The organism is Kitasatospora sp. NPDC058046 (genome assembly GCF_042885595.1).
Classification (GTDB): domain Bacteria; phylum Actinomycetota; class Actinomycetes; order Streptomycetales; family Streptomycetaceae; genus Kitasatospora.
In genome coordinates, this window is record NZ_JBHVRS010000011.1 from 253,145 (window position 1) to 272,728 (window position 19,584).

Annotated in this window: 6 protein-coding genes; 4 read left to right on the forward strand and 2 right to left on the reverse strand. The window is 74.2% G+C overall.

Going from position 1 to position 19,584, the window contains the following annotated elements; translation table 11 throughout:
* Positions 1-78: 78 nt before the first annotated feature.
* Positions 79-1,320, reverse strand: coding sequence for a cytochrome P450 (locus ACFVU7_RS23415; protein ID WP_388046901.1), 1,242 nt, complete (start codon positions 1,318-1,320; stop codon positions 79-81).
* A 652-nt stretch (positions 1,321-1,972) separates the two neighbouring features.
* Here ACFVU7_RS23415 and ACFVU7_RS23420 point away from each other — a divergent pair.
* The 4 genes from ACFVU7_RS23420 to ACFVU7_RS23435 all read left to right on the forward strand — a co-directional run bounded on the left by ACFVU7_RS23420 (position 1,973) and on the right by ACFVU7_RS23435 (position 18,409).
* Entirely contained in the window at positions 1,973-12,529 is a 10,557-nt protein-coding gene (locus ACFVU7_RS23420; RefSeq protein WP_388046903.1) for an amino acid adenylation domain-containing protein, read from the forward strand.
* Entirely contained in the window at positions 12,526-14,319 is a 1,794-nt protein-coding gene (locus ACFVU7_RS23425; protein ID WP_074003393.1) for a condensation domain-containing protein, read from the forward strand. The genes ACFVU7_RS23420 and ACFVU7_RS23425 overlap by 4 nt, the downstream gene beginning before the upstream one ends.
* Positions 14,316-15,464 carry a nucleotide disphospho-sugar-binding domain-containing protein gene (locus tag ACFVU7_RS23430; RefSeq protein ID WP_074003392.1) on the forward strand — a complete coding sequence of 383 codons (1,149 nt, stop codon included), beginning with the start codon at positions 14,316-14,318 and terminating at the stop codon, positions 15,462-15,464. Before ACFVU7_RS23425 ends, ACFVU7_RS23430 begins: the two co-directional genes overlap by 4 nt.
* 212 nt (positions 15,465-15,676) lie before the next feature.
* On the forward strand, positions 15,677-18,409 hold the full coding sequence (locus ACFVU7_RS23435; protein ID WP_388046905.1) for an AAA family ATPase: 2,733 nt from the start codon (positions 15,677-15,679) through the stop codon (positions 18,407-18,409).
* Between the two features lie 65 nt (positions 18,410-18,474).
* On the opposite strand, the gene ACFVU7_RS23440 is transcribed toward ACFVU7_RS23435, so the two are convergent.
* Positions 18,475-19,542: an alpha/beta fold hydrolase gene (locus tag ACFVU7_RS23440; RefSeq protein ID WP_388046906.1), complete on the reverse strand. Its 1,068-nt coding sequence runs from the start codon at positions 19,540-19,542 to the stop codon at positions 18,475-18,477.
* Positions 19,543-19,584 lie beyond the last annotated feature (42 nt).

Consider the following 19,584-nt stretch of genomic DNA (forward strand, 5'->3'; position numbering starts at 1 on the left):
GCTGAGGACGGCAGGGTGGAGCACAGAGCGGTGCGGGGGCGCCGGGCCCGGGCCGGTCGCGGCCCGGGCCCGGCGGGGTCAGCCGGCCCGGGTGGCGCGGCGCACGGCGACGGGCAGTCGTACCGGGCCGAGGACGCCGATCGAGGGGTGGAACCGGATGCCGGATTCCGGAAGCACCGCGATCCGCTCGAAGCGCTCCAGCAGGGCGGTGAGCGCGATGCGCGCCTCCATACGGGCCAGCGGCGCGCCCAGGCAGTAGTGGATGCCCTTGCCGAAGGCGACGTGACGGCCCTGGTTCGGCCGGTGGATGTCGAACTCCTCGGCCCGGCCGAAGTGGGCGGCGTCGCGCTGGGCGGAGAGCAGCCACACGCACACCATCGCGCCGGCCGGGATGCGCTCCCCGCCGAGCTCCGTGTCGCACGCCGTCACCCGCTGGTCCCGCACCAGCGGCGGGCGCCAGCGCAGCACCTCCTCGACGACCTTGGGCAGGAGGTCCACGTCGGAGCGGACCTCGGCGAGGACCTCGGGGTGGCTGTCCAGACTCATCACGGTGTTGCCGACGAGCACGGAGGACGGCAGGTGCCCGGCGATCACGAACATGCCGATGACGCCCACGATCTCGTGGTCGTCCAGGCGCCGCCCGTCGACCTCGGCCTGCGCCAGGGCGCTGATCAGGTCGTCCCGGGGCTCGGCACGGCGCTGGTGGATGATCTCGAGGAGGTAGGCGGAGGCGAAGCGGACGAGCTCGCCCAGTTCGCGCACCGCGGACTCGTCGGCCCGGCCGAGCTCACCGGCCGGCCGGGCGCCGAGCAGCGCGTCCGCCCAGACCGTGAACATCCCGTGGTCCTTCTCGGGGATGCCGAAGAGCTTGGCGATCACCCGGGCGGTCAGCGGGGCGGCGTAGTCGGCCACCACGTCGAAGGCGCCGGTGCCGTCGGCCGACAGCTCGATCCGGTCCAGCAGTTCGTTCGCGGTCTCGGTGATGATCGGTTCGAGACTCGCGACGACGTTGGGAGTGAACGCGCGCCGCACCAGTTCGCGCATCCGGGTGTGGTGGGGCGGGTCGACGCCGAGGAAGTTGCCCTGGGCGGCGCTGGCCAGCTCCCGCTCGTCCTCGGGGATCATGTCGTTCATGTCACTGGAGAAGGTGCGGTGGTCGCCCAGCACCTGGAGCGCCTCGTCGTAGCCGAACACCTCCCACACACCCGGCTGGTAGCTCTTGGCCACCGGACCGGCGGCGCGACCGCGGTCCAGGTACTCCAGGAACGCCTTGGTGCGCTGGTCGTAGGAAAGGCTCGTCAAAGCTGCGAGATCGGTCATGAGATAGCCCCCGCGAGCAGGAAATGGTTAACGAGGGCTGGTGACGAAAGGAGCCGGAAGCGGCCGGCATCCGTGCTCGCCTGGCCGCTCAGACGGAGTCCCCCGTACCGCCCTGAATCGTCGAATTCGAGTACCGGAAGGGGCAGCCCGAATTGACGCCGACGGAGCTGGAGCCTAGGTAGCCCGTCTCGGCAGTGTCAAGAGTGATCTCCGACGGTGCGTCAGGACCGCGCGTCGGCCCGGGGGGTCTGACCTGGGTGAACGGCGCCGGCGGTGCCGTCTGCGCCGGGTTTCGGACCGGAGGGCACGGTTTCGGCCAGAAGGACGGCGTTCCGGTTGGGCCTTTGCGATCTCTAAAGGTCGGGGTACGCTGCGGAACAGTGCCTGCGGGACTGTTGTTCGAGAGCATCGGGGAACAGGGCGCACGGCACGAGACACGGGGGACGGGGGATATGCACGTGATCGTGCGGTTTTTTCGATGCCGGGACCGCGCTGGGCCTTCGCGCTGAATCTTCGCTGGAACTCGCGGGGATCCCGAAGGAAACAGCCGGAGGCGCGTGCCCGCCGCAGCGCGGTACCGCCATCCAATCCTCGGGACCTCGCCTGTTCGTGAGTTGACTTCAACCGCCGACAGCTCTGCGAAGGACTCTGCATGCCCGCAACAGCGCGTCAGGAATTCGCTCTCACTTCCGCGCAGACCGGAATATGGCTGGCCCAGCGTTTCGCGCGGGACGGCCTCGACTACAGCGTCGCGCTGTACGCCGACATCGTCGGCCCGCTCGATGTCGACCTGCTGGTGCGGGCGGCTCGCGGGGCCTTCGCCGACACCCCGACCATGCGGGCCCGCATCGTGGCCTCCGGCCCGGAGCCGGCGCAGGTGGTCGACGACGCGGCCGAACTCGTCATGCCCTGCCTGGACCTGCGCGACCAGGAGCAGCCGCACCGGGCGGCGCTGGCCTGGATGGAGGACGAGCTCGCCGTGCCGCTCGCCCCGGACAGCGGCCGGATGCACTCCTTCGCGCTGCTGCGAATCGGCGAGGACCGGTACCTGTGGTACCTGCGGGCCCACCACGTGGCCATGGACGGTTTCTCCGGCGCGTTGTTCGTACGGGAAATCGCCGCCCGGTACACCGCGCTGGCGACCGGCCGGGACGCCGTGAACGGCCTCGGGCGTTTCGGGGAGATGTTGCGGTCGGATCGTGCCTATCGCGAGTCCGCCGCATTCCACACGGACCGCGCGTACTGGATGGAGAAACTGGCGGACAGCCCGGCGCCGGCGACCTTCGGACAGGCCGAGCCGAATCGTCGGGGCGGCCGGACCCGCGAGACGGTGGAAATCGAAAGCGGGCTGAGCGAGGCACTCGGCAGGCTGGCGCAGCGTTGCGGCGTGACGCCCGCCGCTGTTTACGCCGCCGCCGCCGCCCGTTACACCGCACGACTCACCGGTGAAACGGACGTCGTGCTCGGGCTGCCCGTCACCGCCCGGTTCGGCAAGGCCATGCGCGGTATTCCCGGAATGATGTCCAATGTGGTGCCGCTGCGCGTTTCGGCCGGACCGGAGCTGCCGCTGTCCGGATTGCTGCAGAACGTCTCCGCGGAAATGCTGCTCGGCCTTCGGCACCAGCGCTACCGATATGAGGACCTGCGCAACGACCTCGGCGCGGGAGAGGAAAGCAGCCCGCTGGTCGGGCCGCACGTCAACCTGCAGTTCTTCGACCAGGATGTGGATCTCGCCGGATGCGCGACGACGATCCACAACCTGACCAACGGACCGGTCGACGACCTGGCCTTCGTGTTCTACGGAGACGTCCGGCGGGGCAGCGGACGGATCGACGTCGACGGCAACACCGAGCTGTACCACCGCGCCGATCTGCGGGTGCACGGCCAGGGCCTGCTGCGGCTGCTGGAACAGATGGCCGAGGCGGACCCGGACACCCCGTGCCGTGGACTCGACGTCTTCCGGCCCGACGACCTGGAGCGGCTGCTCGTCGGCCGCAACGACACCGGGCGGCCGGCCGGCCCCGAGACTGTCGTCGATCTGTTCCAGGCCCGGGCGGCGGCCACTCCGGACGCCCCGGCCGTCTTGCACGGGCCGCACGGCCTCTCCTACCGGGAGCTGAACGAGCGGGCGAACCGGCTCGCGTCGCTGCTGCTCGCCCGCGGCCTCGGCCCGGAGGACCTCGTCGCTCTCGCGGTGCCGCGGTCCGTGGACCTGGTCACCGCTCTGCTGGCCGTGGTCAAGTCCGGCGCCGCGTTCCTGCCGGTCGACCCGGACTACCCGACCGACCGCATCGCGTACATGCTCGACGACGCCCGGCCGGCGCTGCTGATCACCACACAGGACACCGCGCCCCGGCTGCCCGGGGCCACGGCCACCCCGCGGCTGCTGCTCGACGACGCCGACCTGGCGGCGGCCCTGGACACGGCGCCCGACCGGGACGTCACCCAGGCCGACCGCCCGCGCCCGCTCTCGCCGGACTCGCCCTCCTACGTCATCTACACCTCCGGCTCGACCGGTCGGCCCAAGGGAGCGGTCAACACCCACGCCGGCCTGGCGAACCGGCTCCTGTGGATGCAGGACCGCTACCGGCTGACCGCGCGGGACCGGGTGCTGCAGAAGACCTCCTGCGGATTCGACGTCTCCGTCTGGGAGTTCTTCTGGCCCCTGGTGAGCGGCGCGACCCTGGTGATGGCCGACCCCGGGCTGCACCGCGACCCGGGCTACCTCGCCGCGGTGATCCGCGAACAGCAGGTCACCACCGTCCACTTCGTCCCCGCCATGCTCCAGGCCTTCCTGGCCGAGCCCGAGACCGGCCGGTGCGCCAGCCTGCGCAGGGTGATCTGCAGCGGTGAAGCGCTGCCCGCCGAACTCGCCGCCCGGTTCTCCGCCGTCCTCGACTGCGAGCTGCACAACCTGTACGGACCGACCGAGGCGTCCATCGACGTGACGTCCTGGCAGTGCGACCCGGCGCGCACCGGCGCCCCGCCGATCGGACTCCCGATCGCCAACACCCGGGTGTACGTGCTGAACCAGGCCCTGGAGCCGGTGCCCGACGGCGTGCCCGGCGAGCTCTACCTGGCCGGCACCGGCCTCGCGCGCGGTTACCTCGGCCGGCCGACCGTCACCGCGGAGCGCTTCGTGGCCTGCCCGTTCGGCCGGCCCGGTGAGCGGATGTACCGCACCGGCGACCTCGCCCGGTGGGACGCCGACGGGCGGCTGGCCTACCTGGGCCGGACCGACGACCAGGTGAAGATCCGGGGCGTGCGGATCGAACCCGGCGAAATCGCCTCGGTCCTCGGCGAGCACCCCGAGGTCGGCGAGGCGGTGGTGGTGGCCCGCGACGACCGCTCGTCCGGGAAGTACCTCGTCGGGTACGTGGTGCCCGAGCGCGACCGCCCCGCCTCCGTGCGGGAGCGGGCCGACGGCGAGCACGTCGACCAATGGCAGCAGCTGTACCAGTCGATGTACGGCGCGCCGTCCGAGGCCGCCTTCGGCGAGGAGTTCGCCGGCTGGGACAGCAGCTACACCGACCGCCCGCTGCCGCTGGAGGACATGCGGCAGTGGCGCGACCGGACGGTGGAAGCGATCCGCGCCCTCCGGCCCCGCCGGGTGCTGGAGATCGGCGTCGGCAGCGGCCTGCTGCTCGCCCGGCTCGCGCCGGACACCGAGCGCTACTGGGCGACCGACTTCTCCCCCGCGGCGGTCGCCGCGCTGCGCCGGCACCTCGGCACCCGGCCGGACCTGGCCGGGCGGGTGGAGCTGCGCACCCAGCCGGCCGACGACCTGGCCGGGCTGCCCGAGGGCTTCTTCGACACCGTGGTCATCAACTCCGTGGCGCAGTACTTCCCCACCGCGGAGTACCTCGGGACCGTCCTGCGCGGAGCGCTCGGACTGCTGCGCCCCGGCGGCGCCGTGTTCCTCGGAGACGTCCGCGACCTGAGGCTCCGCCGGATCCTCGCCACCGGTGTGCAACTCGCGCACAGCCCGGCGGACGCGGACCCGCAGGCCGTGCGCCGGGCCGTGGAACAGCGGACCCGGCAGGAGAACGAACTCCTGGTCGACCCGCGGTTCTTCACCGCGCTCCAGCAGGAGAGCGCCGACCTCGCCGGCGTCGACATCCGGGTCAAGCGCGGCGACTACGACACCGAACTGATCCGCTACCGCTACGACGTGGTACTGCACAAGCACTCGGAGCACCGGCCCGTCTCGCTGCTCGACGTGCCGGGTGCGCACTGGGGCACCGAGGTCGCCGACCTGACCGCGCTGCGGGACCGGCTCGCCACCGAGGCGCCGGCCCGGCTGCGGATCACCGGCGTGCCCAACGTCCGCCTGGTGCCCGAGGCCTCCGCCACCCGGCAGCTGTTCGCCGGGGCGCCGATGGCGGATGTCCGGCGGGCGGTGGACGGGGACGGCCCGGCCGGCCCGCTGCCGGAGACCTTCCACGAGCTCGGCGAGGACCTCGGCTACCGCACGGTGGTCACCTGGTCCGGCGAGGGCACCGACGGCGAACTCGACGTGCTCTTCCTGAGTTACCGGACCGACTCCGCCACCGCGGCCCTGACCGACGTCTTCCTCCCGGCCGCGGCGGCGCCGCAGGCCCTGACCAACAACCCCGCGGTCGGCCGCGAGGCCGGGCGGCTCGCCGCCGCCCTGCGCGAGCACCTGCGGGAGAACCTGCCCGACTACATGGTCCCGGCCGCCGTCATGGTGCTCGACGCACTGCCCACCACGGCCAACGGGAAGCTGGACCGGCGCGCCCTGCCCGCACCGGAGTTCCGCGCCACCGGCGGCGGCCGGCCGGCCCGGGGTCCACGCGAGGAACTGCTGAGCCGGCTCTTCGCCGAGGTCCTGGGCCTGCCCGGAATCGGTGCCGACGACAGCTTCTTCGACCACGGCGGCGACAGCATCGGCGCGATCCAGCTGGTCAGCCGCGCGCGCGGCGCCGGAGTTCTGTTCACCCCGCGCGAGGTCTTCGAGCACCGGACGGTCGCCCGGCTCGCCGAGGTGGCCCGTACCCAGGACACCCAGGCACCGCCGCCCGACACCGGAGCCGGTCCCGTTCCGCTGCTGCCGATCGTCCACCGGTTGCGTGAACTCGGCGGCCCGGTCGGCCGGTTCAGCCAGTCGATGCGTCTCGACGTGCCCGCCGGACTGCGCCTGGAAACCCTCGGCGACGCCCTGCAGACCGTGCTCGACCACCACGACGCGCTGCGCCTGCGGCTGGCGCGGGACGGCGACGACGCGTGGTCGCTGACGGTACGGCCGGTCGGCGCCGTCGACGCCGCCGGGTGCCTGCGACGGGTGGCCGTCGCCGAGACCGGCGAACCCACCGAGGCGGAGCTGCGGGCCTGGGAGGAAGCCGCTCTCGACCGGCTCGACCCCGACGACGGCGTCCTGGTGCAGGCCGTCTGGTTCGACGCCGGCCCGACCCGCCGAGGCAGGCTGTTCCTGGCCGTCCACCACCTGGCTGTGGACGGGGTGTCCTGGCGCGTGCTGGTGCCCGACCTGGCCGACGCCTACGCCGCCCTGGCCGAGGGCGGGCGCCCCGCACCCGCCCCGGTGGGCACCTCGCTGCGGCAGTGGTCGCGGCAGCTGGTCGAGCGGGCCGGCACCGCCGAGGTGGTCGGCGAGCTCAACCACTGGCGGGAGACGCTCACCGGTGCCACCGCCCCGCTCGGGGCACGCGCGCTCGATCCCGTCCGGGACGTCCTCGCTACCCGGCGCACCCTGGTGTCCTCCGTCGACGCCGACACCACCGCGGCGCTGCTCACCGAGGTGACCACCGCCTTCCACGCCGGTGCGAACGATGTCCTGCTCGCCGCCCTGGCCCTGGCCCTACAGGACTGGCGCCGGCGGCGCGGGCACGGGGCCGCGCCGGTGCTGGTCGACCTGGAGGGGCACGGCCGCGAGGAGGAGGCCGTCCCGGGCACCGACCTGTCCCGCACCGTCGGATGGTTCACCAGCCTCTTCCCGGTGCGGCTCGACCCCGGCGTGACCGACCCGGCCGAGACCTGGGCCGCGGGCCAGGCCGTCGGAACGGCGCTGCGCACGGTCAAGGAACAGCTCGCGGCGGTGCCCGGCAGGGGACTGGGCTTCGGGCTGCTGCGCCACCTCAACCCGCGGACCGCCACGGCCCTGGCCGGCCTCGGCAGCCCCGACGTCCTCTTCAACTACCTGGGCCGCTCCCTCACCACCCGGGGCCAGGGCACCTGGACACCGGTGCGCGACGGCAGCCCACTGGCCGGACACACCGACCCCGGAACGCCCTTCGCCCACACGCTGGAGATCAACGCGCTCGTCCACGAGGGCGCGACGGACGGCGGGGAGAACGGGGAGAACGGCCCCCGGCTGTCCGCCGAGTGGTCCTGGCCCGCGGGCCTGCTCACCGAGGACGAGGTCCGGGACCTCGCCGACACCTGGTCCACCGCCCTGCGCGCGCTGGCCACCCACGCCCGCCGACCGGGCGCCGGCGGCCACACGCCGTCCGACTTCCCGCTCGCCCGGCTCGAACAGCAGGACATCGACGAGATCGAGGCCGCCTGCCCCGACGTCGAGGACGTCCTGCCGCTGACGCCGCTCCAGGAGGGCCTGGCCTTCCACGCCGCGTACGACGACCACGCACCGGACGTCTACCACGTCCAGATCGCCCTCGACCTGGATGGCGAGATCGACCCCGGGACGCTGCGCGAGGCCGCCGAGGCCCTGCTGCGCCGCCACCCGGTGCTGCGCACCTGCGTACGGAACCGGGCGAGCGGCGGCCTGATCCAGGCGGTCCGGGCCGAGGTCCCGGTGCCGTGGCGGTACCTGGACCTGAGCGGGCTCGACCCCGAGCAGCGGGCGGCCCAGGCCGAGGCGGCGCTCCGGGACGACCTGAGCCGCCGCTTCGACCTGGCCGAAGCACCCCTGCTGCGCCTGACGCTGCTGCGCCTCGGCGAGGGCCGCCACACCCTCGCGGTGACCAACCACCACATCGTCCTGGACGGCTGGTCGATGCCCCTGCTGCTGCAGGAGCTGTTCGCCCACTACGGCGCCCGGGGCGCCGACACACCGGCGCGGCCGGCCGGCTCCTGGCGCACCTACCTGGACTGGCGGGCCGGCCAGGACCGCACCGCGGCCGAGCAGGCGTGGCAGGCGGCGCTGCGAGGACTGGACGCGCCGACCCGGCTGGCTCCGCACGGTGACGCGCACGCCTCCGTCCAGCCCGCCTCCCGCTCCGTCCGGCTGCCCGAATCCCTCACCGCCGCGCTGGCCGGGCGGGCCCGGGAACACGGCGTCACGCTCAACACGGTCGTGCAGGCCGCCTGGGGGCTCCTGCTGAGCCGGCTGACCGGCAGCGAGGACATCGTCTTCGGCACCACCGTCTCCGGACGGCCGCCCGAGCTGCCGGGCACCGAGACGATGATCGGCTGCTTCATCAACACCGTCCCGGTGCGGCTGCGGCTGCGCCCCGACGAGCCGATCGGCGCGCTGCTGGCCAGGCTGCAGGACGAGCAGTCCCGCCTCGCCGCCCACCAGCACCTCGGGATCGCCGAGATCCGACGCCTGACCGGAGTCGACGGCGAACTCTTCGACACGCTCACCGTGTTCGAGAACTACCCGCTGGACCCGGACGCCCTGAACCAGGGCGCGCGGACCGGCCCGCGGGTGGGCGCAGTCCGCACGCACAACGACGTGCACTACCCGCTGGCCCTGATCGCCACCCCGGGCCCCTCGCTCGACCTGCAGTTCACGTACCGGCCGGACCTGTTCGCGGCCGCCGACGCCGAGCAGGTCGTCCGGCGGTATACCCGGCTGCTCCAGGAGATCGCCGAGGCGGGCCCGGACACCCGGGCGGACCGCATCGAGGCCCTGGAGCCGGCCGAGACGCGGCAGCTCACCGAGGAGTGGAACGACACCGGCCGCCCGGCGGCCCCGGTCGCCGTGGCCGACGCCGTGCGGGACTGGGCGGCGCGGGAACCCGGCCGCACCGCGGTGGTCTGCGCGGCCGAGGAGCTGACCTACCGCGAGCTCGACGAGCGGGCGGACCGGCTGGCCCAGCAGCTGCGGGCCCGCGGCGTCGGACCGGAGGACCTGGTCGCGGTGGCGGTGCCGCGCTCGGCCGAGCTGATGGTCGCGCTGCTGGCCGTGCTCAGGACCGGCGCCGGCTACCTGCCGCTGGACCATCGGCACCCCGCCGAGCGGACCGCGTTCATGATCCAGGACGCCGCGCCGGCGCTGGTGCTGACCAGCGGCGAGGAGGTGCCCGGGCTGCCGCCGGCGGACCGGCTGGCGCGGCTCGCGTTGGACGGACCCGGCACGCCCGGCACGCCCAGCGACCCGGACGTCCCGGCCGGCGCCGTCCCGTCCGGTGCCCTTCTGGCCGGCACCGTCCCGGCCGCGCCCGACGGTTCGCTCGCCTACGTCATCTACACCTCCGGGTCCACCGGCCGACCCAAAGCCGTCGCCGTGTCGCGCGCCGCCATGGACGCGCTGGTGGGCTGGGCGGTGGAGCGCTTCGGCGGCGACGGGCTTCAGCGGGTCCTGGCCGCCACCTCGCTCTCATTCGACGTCTCGGTGTTCGAGCTGTTCGCCCCGCTGGCCGCCGGCGGCCGGCTGGAGATCGTCCGCGACCTGCTGGAACTGGCCGAACGGCCCTGGCAGGGCTCGCTCATCAGCGGTGTCCCGTCAGCGCTGGCCGGGCTGCTCGCCGACCCGTCGCCGAGTTTCGCGGCCTGGCGGCTCGTCCTGGCGGGCGAGGCCCTGCCCGAGCCCCTGGTACGGCGGATCCGGCAGTCGCTGCCCGGTACGGAGATCGTCAACCTCTACGGGCCGACCGAGGCGACGGTGTACGCCACCGACTGGACGTGCGCCGACGACGAGGTGCTCGCCCCGCCCATCGGCCGTCCGCTGCCGCACACCCGGGCCTACGTGCTGGACAGCTGGCTGCGCCCGGTCCCGGCCGGCGTGCCCGGCGAGCTGTACCTGGCGGGCACCGGTGTCGCGCGCGGCTACCTCAACCGGCCCGCGCTGACCGCCGACCGCTTCGTCGCGGACCCGTACGGCGCCCCGGGAAGCCGGATGTACCGCACCGGCGACCTCGCCCGCCGGCTGCCCGACGGCGCGCTGGACTACCTGGGCCGCACCGACAACCAGGTAAAGGTCCGCGGCCACCGGATCGAACTCGGCGAGGTCGAGACGGTGGTGGCCCGCCATCCGGACGTCGCCCAGGCCGTCGTCCTGGCCCGCGACACCTCTGCGGGCACCACCCGGCTGATCGCCTACGTGGTCCCGCGGCCCGGCGCCGAACCGGACGTCACCGACATCGCGGAGCGGACCGCGGGCGAACTGCCCGGCTACATGCTCCCGGGCGGCTACGTCCTCCTGGACCGGCTGCCGGTCACCGCCAACGGAAAGCTGGACCGGGCCGCCCTGCCGGCGCCGGACCCGGGCGAGCACGCCCCGGGCACCGGCCTGGTCCCGCGGACCTCGCGCGAGGAACTGCTGTGCGGACTCTTCGCGCAGACCCTGGGCGTGCCGCTGGTCGGGCCGGACGAGAGCTTCTTCGCACTCGGCGGGGACAGCATCACCTCGATCCAGCTGGTGAGCCAGGCCCGGCGCCAGGGCCTGGAGTTCACCCCCCGGGACGTCTTCGACCACCGCACCCCGGCGAACCTGGCCAGGGTGGCGCGCGAGCAGGCCCACCCGGTGGCCGAGAAGGACACCGAGGCCGGTCCGGGGCCACTGGCACCGACTCCGGTGATGGAGTGGCTGCGCGAACTGGGCGGCCCGGTCGACCGGTTCAACCAGTCGATGTTCGTCCGGCTGCCCGCCGGCATCGACGAGCCGACGCTGACGGCGGCACTGCGGTCGCTGGTGGACCGTCACGAGGCCCTGCGGCTGCGGCTGCGCCGCAAGGACGACGACGCCCGCTGGGACCTGGAGATCACCGAGCCGGACGCCGACCTCGCGGACCGGTTCGCCCGCCACGATGTCGCCGGGCTGACCGGGGACGCGCTGCGCGAGGCCGCTCGGCACCAGGCCGAGCTCGCCTGGGACCGACTGGCTCCCGAGCACGGCACCGTGTGGCAGGCCGTGTGGCTCGACGCCGGCCCGGCCGACCCCGGGCACCTGCTGCTGGCCGTGCACCACCTCGCGGTGGACGGCGTCTCCTGGCGCATCCTGCTCGGCGACCTCGCGGAGGTCACCGACGCGCTGCGGCGCGGCGCCGACGCCGCGGTGGCCCCGGTCGGCACCTCGCTGCGCCGCTGGTCGAGGCTGCTCGCCGAGGAGGCCGACAGCGACCGGCGGACGGCGGAACTCGGCCTGTGGACGGCGATGCTGGACGGCGCCGACGCGCCGCTCGGCCGCCGGGCGCCGGACCCGGCCCGGGACGTGGTGGCCTCCCGGCGCACCGTGGAGCTGACGCTGCCGGCGGATGCCACCAAGGCGCTGCTGACCGACGTGACCACCGTCTTCCACGCCACGGTCAACGACGTCCTGCTCACCGCGGTGGCCCTGGCCGTGCAGGACTGGTCCCGTCGGCGGGGCCGTCCCGCCGGGCCGGTGCTGGTGGACGTCGAGGGCCACGGCCGGGAGGAGGACGCGGTCGGCGGCGTGGACCTGTCCCGCACGGTGGGCTGGTTCACCACCGTCCACCCGGTCCGGCTGGACCCGGGCGCGGTCGAGTGGCCGGACCTCTGGGCGGCCGGTCCCGAGGTCGGACGGGTGCTGAAGCGGGTCAAGGAGCAACTGGCCGCCGTCCCTGACCACGGTCTGGGCTACGGACTGCTGCGCCACCTCAACCCGCGCACCAGGCAGGTGCTCGCCGGGCTGGCGGTGCCGCAGATCGGCTTCAACCACCTCGGCCGGTTCGGCACGCCCGCCGAGTCCGGCGCGTGGGCGCCGGCGCACGAGGTCGGCGGGTTCACCGGCGGCGCCGACCCGGGCCTGCCGCTGGCGCACGCGGTGGAGGTCAACACGCTCGTCCGGGAGGACGACGGCACGGAGCCGGTGCTCGTGGCCGAGTGGTCCTGGGCGGCGGAGCTGTTCACGGCGGCGGAGGTCGAGGACCTGGGAGCCACCTGGTTCCGCGTCCTGCGGGCCCTGGTCGACCATGCCCGACGACCCGACTCGGGGGGCCAGAGCCCCTCCGACCTGCCACTGGTCCTGCTCTCCCAGGACGAGATCGACCAGTTTCAGGAAGAACTGGCCCTGGAGGGGGACCTGTGACAACGGCGACGAAGCGCACGCCCAGGATCGAGACCGTCCTACCGCTCACGCCGGTCCAGGAAGGGCTGGTGTTCCACGCGGCGTACGACGAGGACGGATCGGCCCTGTACAACGTCCAGGTGGTGCTGGACCTGGAAGGACCGCTCGACGCCGCCGTGCTGCGGCGGTCGGTGGAGGCCGTGGTACGGCGCCACCCGACTCTGCGGGCGAGCTTCCGGCGCCGGGCCATCGGCGACACCCTGCAGGTGGTCCAGTCGGAGGTGCCGCTGCCGTGGGAGGAGGCGGACCTCACCGCGGTCGCGGACGGCGACCGCGAGGCCGAGGTCGGGCGGATCACCCGGGAGGCCCGCACCCGCCGGTTCGACCTGGCCGCGGCGCCGCTCGTGCGGTTCACGCTGATCCGGCGCCGGTCCGACCGGTTCCGGCTGGTGCTGACGAACCACCACGCCGTGCTGGACGGCTGGTCCACCGGGCTGCTGCTGCGCGAGCTCTTCGAGGTCTACGGCGCCGGCGGCGACGCGTCGGCGCTGCCGGCCGCCGTGCCGCTGCAGGAGTTCTTCGCCTGGCGGGCCCGCCAGGACGCTCCGCAGGCCCGGACGGCGTGGCGCACGGCGCTGACCGGCCTGGAGGAGGCCACCCGGGTGGCGCCGAACGCGGACAGCCGTACGGCGGTGCCGACCGAGCAGGTGCTGGTCACCGTGCCCCGGGACCTGACCGCGGCCGTCGCCGAACGCGCCAGGCTGCTGGGCCTGACCGTCAACACCGTGGTCCAGGGCACCTGGGGCCTGCTGCTGTCCCGGCTGACGGGCCGTGACGACGTCGTCTTCGGTACCACGGTCGCCGGCCGGGCACCCGAGCTGCGCGACGTCGAGGCCATGGTCGGGATGCTGGTCAACACCGTGCCGGTGCGGGTCCGGATCGACCCGCGGGAGACCCTCGCCGGGCTGTTCGGGCGGCTCCAGGAGGAGCAGTCCCGGCTCGGCGCTCACCAGTACCTCGGACTGACCGAGATCCAGGGCCTGTCGGAGATCGACGGCGACCTCTTCGACTCGCTCGTGGTGTTCGAGAACTACCCGCTGGACCGGACCGTCGACTCCGTCGCCGGCGTGCGCGTGACGGGCACGGAGGCGCACAACAGCATCCACTACCCGCTGAGCCTGATCGCCCACCCGGGCGAGACCCTCGTGCTCTGCTTCGGCTACCGGCCGGACCTCCTCACCGGCGCCGCGGCCCGGCGCGTCGCCGACCGCTTCGTCCACGTGCTCGGCGGCTTCGCCACCGGTGCGCCGGACGCCGCCGTCGGCGACATCGACGTGCTGACGGCGGAGGAACGGTACCGGCTGATCGTCGGGCTGAACGATACGGCCCGCCCGGCGCCGGACCGCTCGGTGGCCGAGCTGTTCGCCGCACAGGCCGCCGCCACGCCGGACAGCGTCGCCGTCCGGTACGGTCAACAGACCACCTCTTACCGCGAGTTGGACGACCGGGCGAACCGGTTGGCAGCCGACCTCGGCAGCTGGGGCATCAGGCCCGAGGCCATCGTCGCCCTGGCGGTGCCGCGGTCGACCGAGATGGTGGTGGCCATGCTCGCCGTCCTGAAGACCGGCGCGGCCTACCTGCCGATCGACCCCGGCTATCCGGCCGAACGCATCGCGTACATGCTCGCCGACGCACGTCCCGCCCTGCTCATCACCACGACCGGCCTCGTCGAACGCCTCGACGGCAGCAGCCCGGAAACGCCCCGGCTCCTCGTCGACGACGCGCACGCTTCGGAAGGGAACCTGCAATGAGAGTACTGTCCATGGCCGCCCCGGGCTCCGGCCTCTTCCTGCCCACTGTCCCACTGGCCTGGGCGCTGCGGACCGCCGGGCACGAGGTCCTGGTCGCCAACAACGGCCAGGCCGCCGAAACGCTGGTCGCGGCCGGACTCCCGGCGGTCGACGTGTGCCCCGGCCGCGACGTGTTCGGCGAGTTCATGGCGGCCAGCCACGCGATCAACATGACGCCGCCGGGCGAACCGCGGCCCCGACGCGGCGGGCTGGGGTTGTTCGGCGAGGAGATGGCCGAGGGCCTGCTGAAGGTCGCCGAGGAGTTCCGGCCGGACCTCGTGCTGTCCACCCTGGAGCAGGGCGCCGGACCCCTGGTGGCCACCGCGCTCGGTGTCCCCTACGTGGAGCAGAGCGTTCGGCTGGCCTGGGCGGGCAGCGACGAACAAGCGGTGACGTACCGCCATTCCATAGCCCAGTACCTGGAACCCACACGGGCCAGGCTGGGCTTGGCCGAGTCGGCCGCTGCGGCCGCGACGATCGACGTCCGGCCGCCGAGCATGGGGGGCCACGACGACGCGGCTGAGTGGTCGATGCGCTACGTGCCCTACAACGAGAGCCGACTGCTGCCCGAGTGGGCGCTGGCGGCGCCGTCCCGGCCACGTGTGTGCCTGACCCTGGGCAGTGTCCTGCCACTGTCCGGCGAGCTCGGCGAGCTCGCCGCGTTCCTGCAGAAGTGCGCCGGGCTGGACGTCGAGCTCATCCTCGCCATGGGGGCGGACCAGGCGGCGGCCCTGGGCCCGGTGCCCGACAACGTGCGCGTGGCCGGCTGGGTGCCGCTCAGCGCCCTGCTGCCGACCTGCGCCGCCATCGTCCACCACGGTGGGGCGGGCACCGCGCTGACCGCACTGGTCCACGGCGTCCCGCAGCTGGTCGTGCCCCGGCTCGCCGACCAGCCCGCGAACGCGGCCGTGATCGCGGCCCGGGGCGTCGGACTGGCCTGCTCCGCGCACGAGGCGACCGCGGCCGCCGTGCAGGACGGCCTGCTGCGGCTGCTCGACGTGCCGGACTACCGGCGGACCGCACGCGAGGTGCAGGCGGAGATCGCCTCCCGGCCCAGCCCGGCGGCGCTGGTCTCGCGGCTGGAGGAGCTGGTCGGCGAGCGCTGACCGGGAGCAGCCGCGGCTCCTGGCCGAAGAACTCCGCGCCGCCTTCAGGACGCTGAGGTGACACGGCGCGGTGGTGCCGGGCCCCGCACCACCGCGCGTGCCACCGGCTGACCGCCGCGCGCCGGTCGTGACGGAACCCGTGCGACTCGGCCGGCCCCGCCCTTCGTAGGATGGGTGCAGCTCCTCCGGGAGGAACTCTCCCCGGAGGTGCCATGCCGCAGTCCGCGAACCACCAGCTCATCGGGCGTACCCGGGAGGTGGAGGTGCTGGACCGTCTGCTGCGCGAGGTGCGCGAGGTGCGCGACGGGCGCAGCCGGGTGCTGGTGCTGCGGGGTGAGGCGGGTGTCGGCAAGTCGGCGCTGCTCGACCATCTGGCGGGGCAGGCTGGGCCGTGGCAGGTGGTACGCGCGGCCGGTGTCGAGGCCGAGGCCGAGTTCGCCTATGCGGCCCTGCAACGGCTGTGCGCCCCGCTGTTGTCGCACCTCGGCCGGCTGCCGGAGGTGCAGCAGGACGCGCTGCGGGTCGCGTTCGGCCTGAGCACGGGAAACCCGCCCGAGATGCTGCTGGTGGGGCTCGCGGTCCTCGGTCTCCTCGCCGAGGCGGCGGCCCGGTCCGCGCTGGTGTGCCTGGTCGACGACGCGCAGTGGCTGGACCTGATGTCCCGGCGAATCCTGGCGTTCGTCGGGCGCCGGCTGGACGCGGAGTCGGTGGCGCTGGTGTTCGCCGAGCGGATCACCGACGGGAAGGCGGACGACGAGGGCCTTTCCGGTCTGCCGGACCTTCCGCTGGGCGGGCTGGCCGATGCCGACGCCCGGGCGCTGCTGGACGGCGTGCTGCCGGGGCCGGTCGACGCCCGGGTGCGGGACCGGATCGTGGCCGAGACCGGCGGGAATCCGCTCGCCCTGCTGGAGCTGCCCCGGGGCCTGTCGCCGGCGGAGTTGGCGTTCGGCTTCGGCGGGCCCGGCGCCGGCCCGCTGGCGACCCGGCTCGAGGACGGCTTCCGCCGGCGCGTCGACGCCCTGCCGGCCGACACCCGCGCCCTGCTGCTGGTCGCGGCGGTCGAACCGGTCGGCGACGGGCCGCTGTTGTGGCACGCCCTGCGTCTGCTGGGCATCGGGCCGGAGGCCGTGGCGCCGGCCGAGGCCGCGGACCTGATCACCCTGGGAGCCGCCGTGCGGTTCCGGCACCCGCTGGTGCGTTCGGCGGTGTGGCGCGGCGCGGATGCCGCGGCGCTGCATGCGGCGCACGCGGCCCTGGCCGAGGCCACCGACGCCGAGCGCGACCCCGACCGGCGGGCCTGGCACCGGGCCCACGCCGCGGTCGGGCCGGACGAACAGGTGGCGGCCGCACTGGAGAGCTCCGCCGACCGGGCCCTGGCACGCGGCGGCCGGGCGGCCGCCGCCTCCTTCCTGGAACGTGCCGCCGCGCTCACCCCTTGCCCGGAGGCGCGGGCGCGGCGCGCACTGGCGGCCGCGGCGGCCCATGTCGCGGCGGGCGTGCCGGCCCGGGTGCCCGACCTGCTCGCCGCCGCGGAGCTGGGGCCGCTGGACCGGCTGCAGCAGGCCCATGCCGGCCGGCTGCGGGCCAAGGCGTCGTCCATGACCGACTCGGGGAGGGGCGCGGTGCAGCCGCTGCTCGACGCGGCCGGTCGGCTCAGGGACCTCGACCCGGCCCTCGCGCGGGAGACCTGCCTCGCGGCGTACGACGCGGCCATCTGGGTCGGCCGGTACGACGAAGGCGCACTGCGCCGGGTCGCCGAGGCCGCTCGGGACCTGCCGCCCGGCGACGAGCCGGCGGGAGTCTTCCTCAGGGCCCTGGTCGCCCGGAGCGTGGACGGGCCGGCTGCCGTCTTCCCGCAGCTGGCACGGGCGCTGCGCTCCCTCACCGACGAGGAGGACCCGTCCGTCCTGTGGGCGGCCGCGAACGCCGCCGCGGAGCTGGGCGATCTCCAGGGCTGGCTGGACATCGGCGGCCGGGCGGTCCGCTTCGCACGCCGGACGGGAACCCTGTCGCTCCTCTCGACGGCGCTGCCCTACCAGGCGTCCGCGCTGGGCTTCGCGGGGCGTTTCTCCCCGGCGGGCGACCTGCTGGCCGAGGCCGCGGCCCTGGACAAGGTCACCGGCTCGGTGGCGCGCACGGCCACGGCGGCCTTGATCAGCGCGTACCAGGGACGGGAACGACCGGCCCTGGAAGCGATCGAGGCGATGGAACACGAGGGCGAGCAGCGCGGCCTGGGCCGACTCGTCGGCGTAGCCGCGTGCGCGAGGGCTGTGCTCCACAACGGCCTGGGCAACTATCCGCTCGCCATGGAAGCGGCGCTCCGGGGCGGGGAGTACCAGGACCTCGTGGTGCACGTCTGGACGTGCGGCGAGCTGGTCGAGGCCGCGACCAGGGCCGGCGAGCCGGCCGTGGCGGCCGGGGCGCGCGAGCGGCTCGCCGACTGGAGCCGGGCCGGCACGCCCTGGGCCCTGGGCGCGCACGCGGTCGCCGAAGCCCTGACCGGAGCACCCGAGCAGGCCGAGGACCGCTACCGCGAGGCCGTCGACCACTTCGGCCGCGGTGGGCTCGGCGTGTTCGAGACCCGGGCCCGACTGCTGTACGGGGAGTGGCTGCGCCGCCGGAACCGGCGCGCGCAGGCCCGTACCGAGCTGCGGGCGGCGTACGAGGCGGCCGGGCGCACGGGTATGGAGGGGTTCGCCGAGCGGGCCCGGCGTGAGCTGCTCGCCACCGGTGAGACGGTTCGCAAGAGGACCGTCGGCGCGCCGGTCCTGACCCCGCAGGAGGCGCGGATCGCCCGCCTCGCGGCCGCCGGGCACCCGAACGCGGAGATCGGCGAGCACCTGTTCCTCAGCCCCCGTACGGTCGAGTGGCACCTGCGCAAGGTCTTCGCCAAGCTGGGGATCTCCTCCCGTCGAGAGATCGACGGCGCCCTGTCCGTGCGGTGACGGCCGTGCGGTGACGGCGATGCGGTGACGGCCGTGCGGTGACGGCCGTGCGGGATCAGCAGGGGTCACAGATGGTCGGCGTCCACCACGGCCTGGGCGAACGCCGTCGGCGCCTCCTGCGGCGCGTTGTGGCCGATGCCGGTGAGGACGCGGTGCTCGTAGGGGCCGGTGAAGAACGTCCGGTACCCACTGCCGTCGGTGGTGGGCAGGAACGGGTCGAGGGCGGGGTCCACGGCGATGGCCGGCACCGTGACGGGCGGTCGGGCTGCGAGTAGCCGCTCGTAGTGCTCGTAGCGGCGCTCGCCGTCGGCCAGGCCCAGACGCCAGCGGTAGTTGTGGATCACGATGGCGGCGTAGTCGGGGTTCTCGAACGCCGCCGCGGTGCGTTCGAAGGTGGCGTCGTCGAACCTCCAGGTGGGGGAGGTCTCCTCCCACACCAGTCGGCACAGGTCGTGCCGGTTCTGCCTGGTCTCCATGGCGACGCGGCCGCGGTCGGTGGCGAAGTAGTACTGGTACCACCAGGTGCGCTCGGCCTTCGGCGGCAGCGGGTTCTTCTGCGAGGGGAGGTTGACGATCAGGTAACCGCTCACCGCCACCAGGGCCTTGACCCGCTCCGGCCACAGCGCCGCGACGGTGCCGGCGGCCCGCGAGCCCCAGTCGAAGCCGGCCAGCACCGCCTCGGGGATCTTCAGGGCGTCCATCAGGGCGATGACGTCGAGGGCGATCGCGGACTGCTGCCCGGTACGGACGGTCGTCGGGGACAGGAAGGTGGTGGTGCCGTGGCCCCGCAGGTACGGCACGATCACCCGGTAGCCGGCGTCCGCCAGCAGCGGCGCCACGTCGACATAGCTGTGGATGTCGTAGGGCCAGCCGTGCAGGCAGATGACCACGGGCCCGTGCTTCGGCCCGGCCTCGGCGTAGCCGATGTCGAGCACGCCGGCCTGGACCCGCTTCAGGTCGGTGAACGTGGTGTGGGTGCCCGCGGTGACGGCCGGGACGACCGGGGCCGGGCGGCCGGGCCGGTCGGAACCGGCCGCGAAGGCGGCAGGCGCGTTCGAGACCGCGCCGACCGACACGGCCGTGGCGCCCACGCCGAGACCGACCGCTTTGGTGAAGGCACGCCTGTCGATCATGTCTGATCCTTCCTGGAGACCCGCTGGTGCCTCCACTGTTCT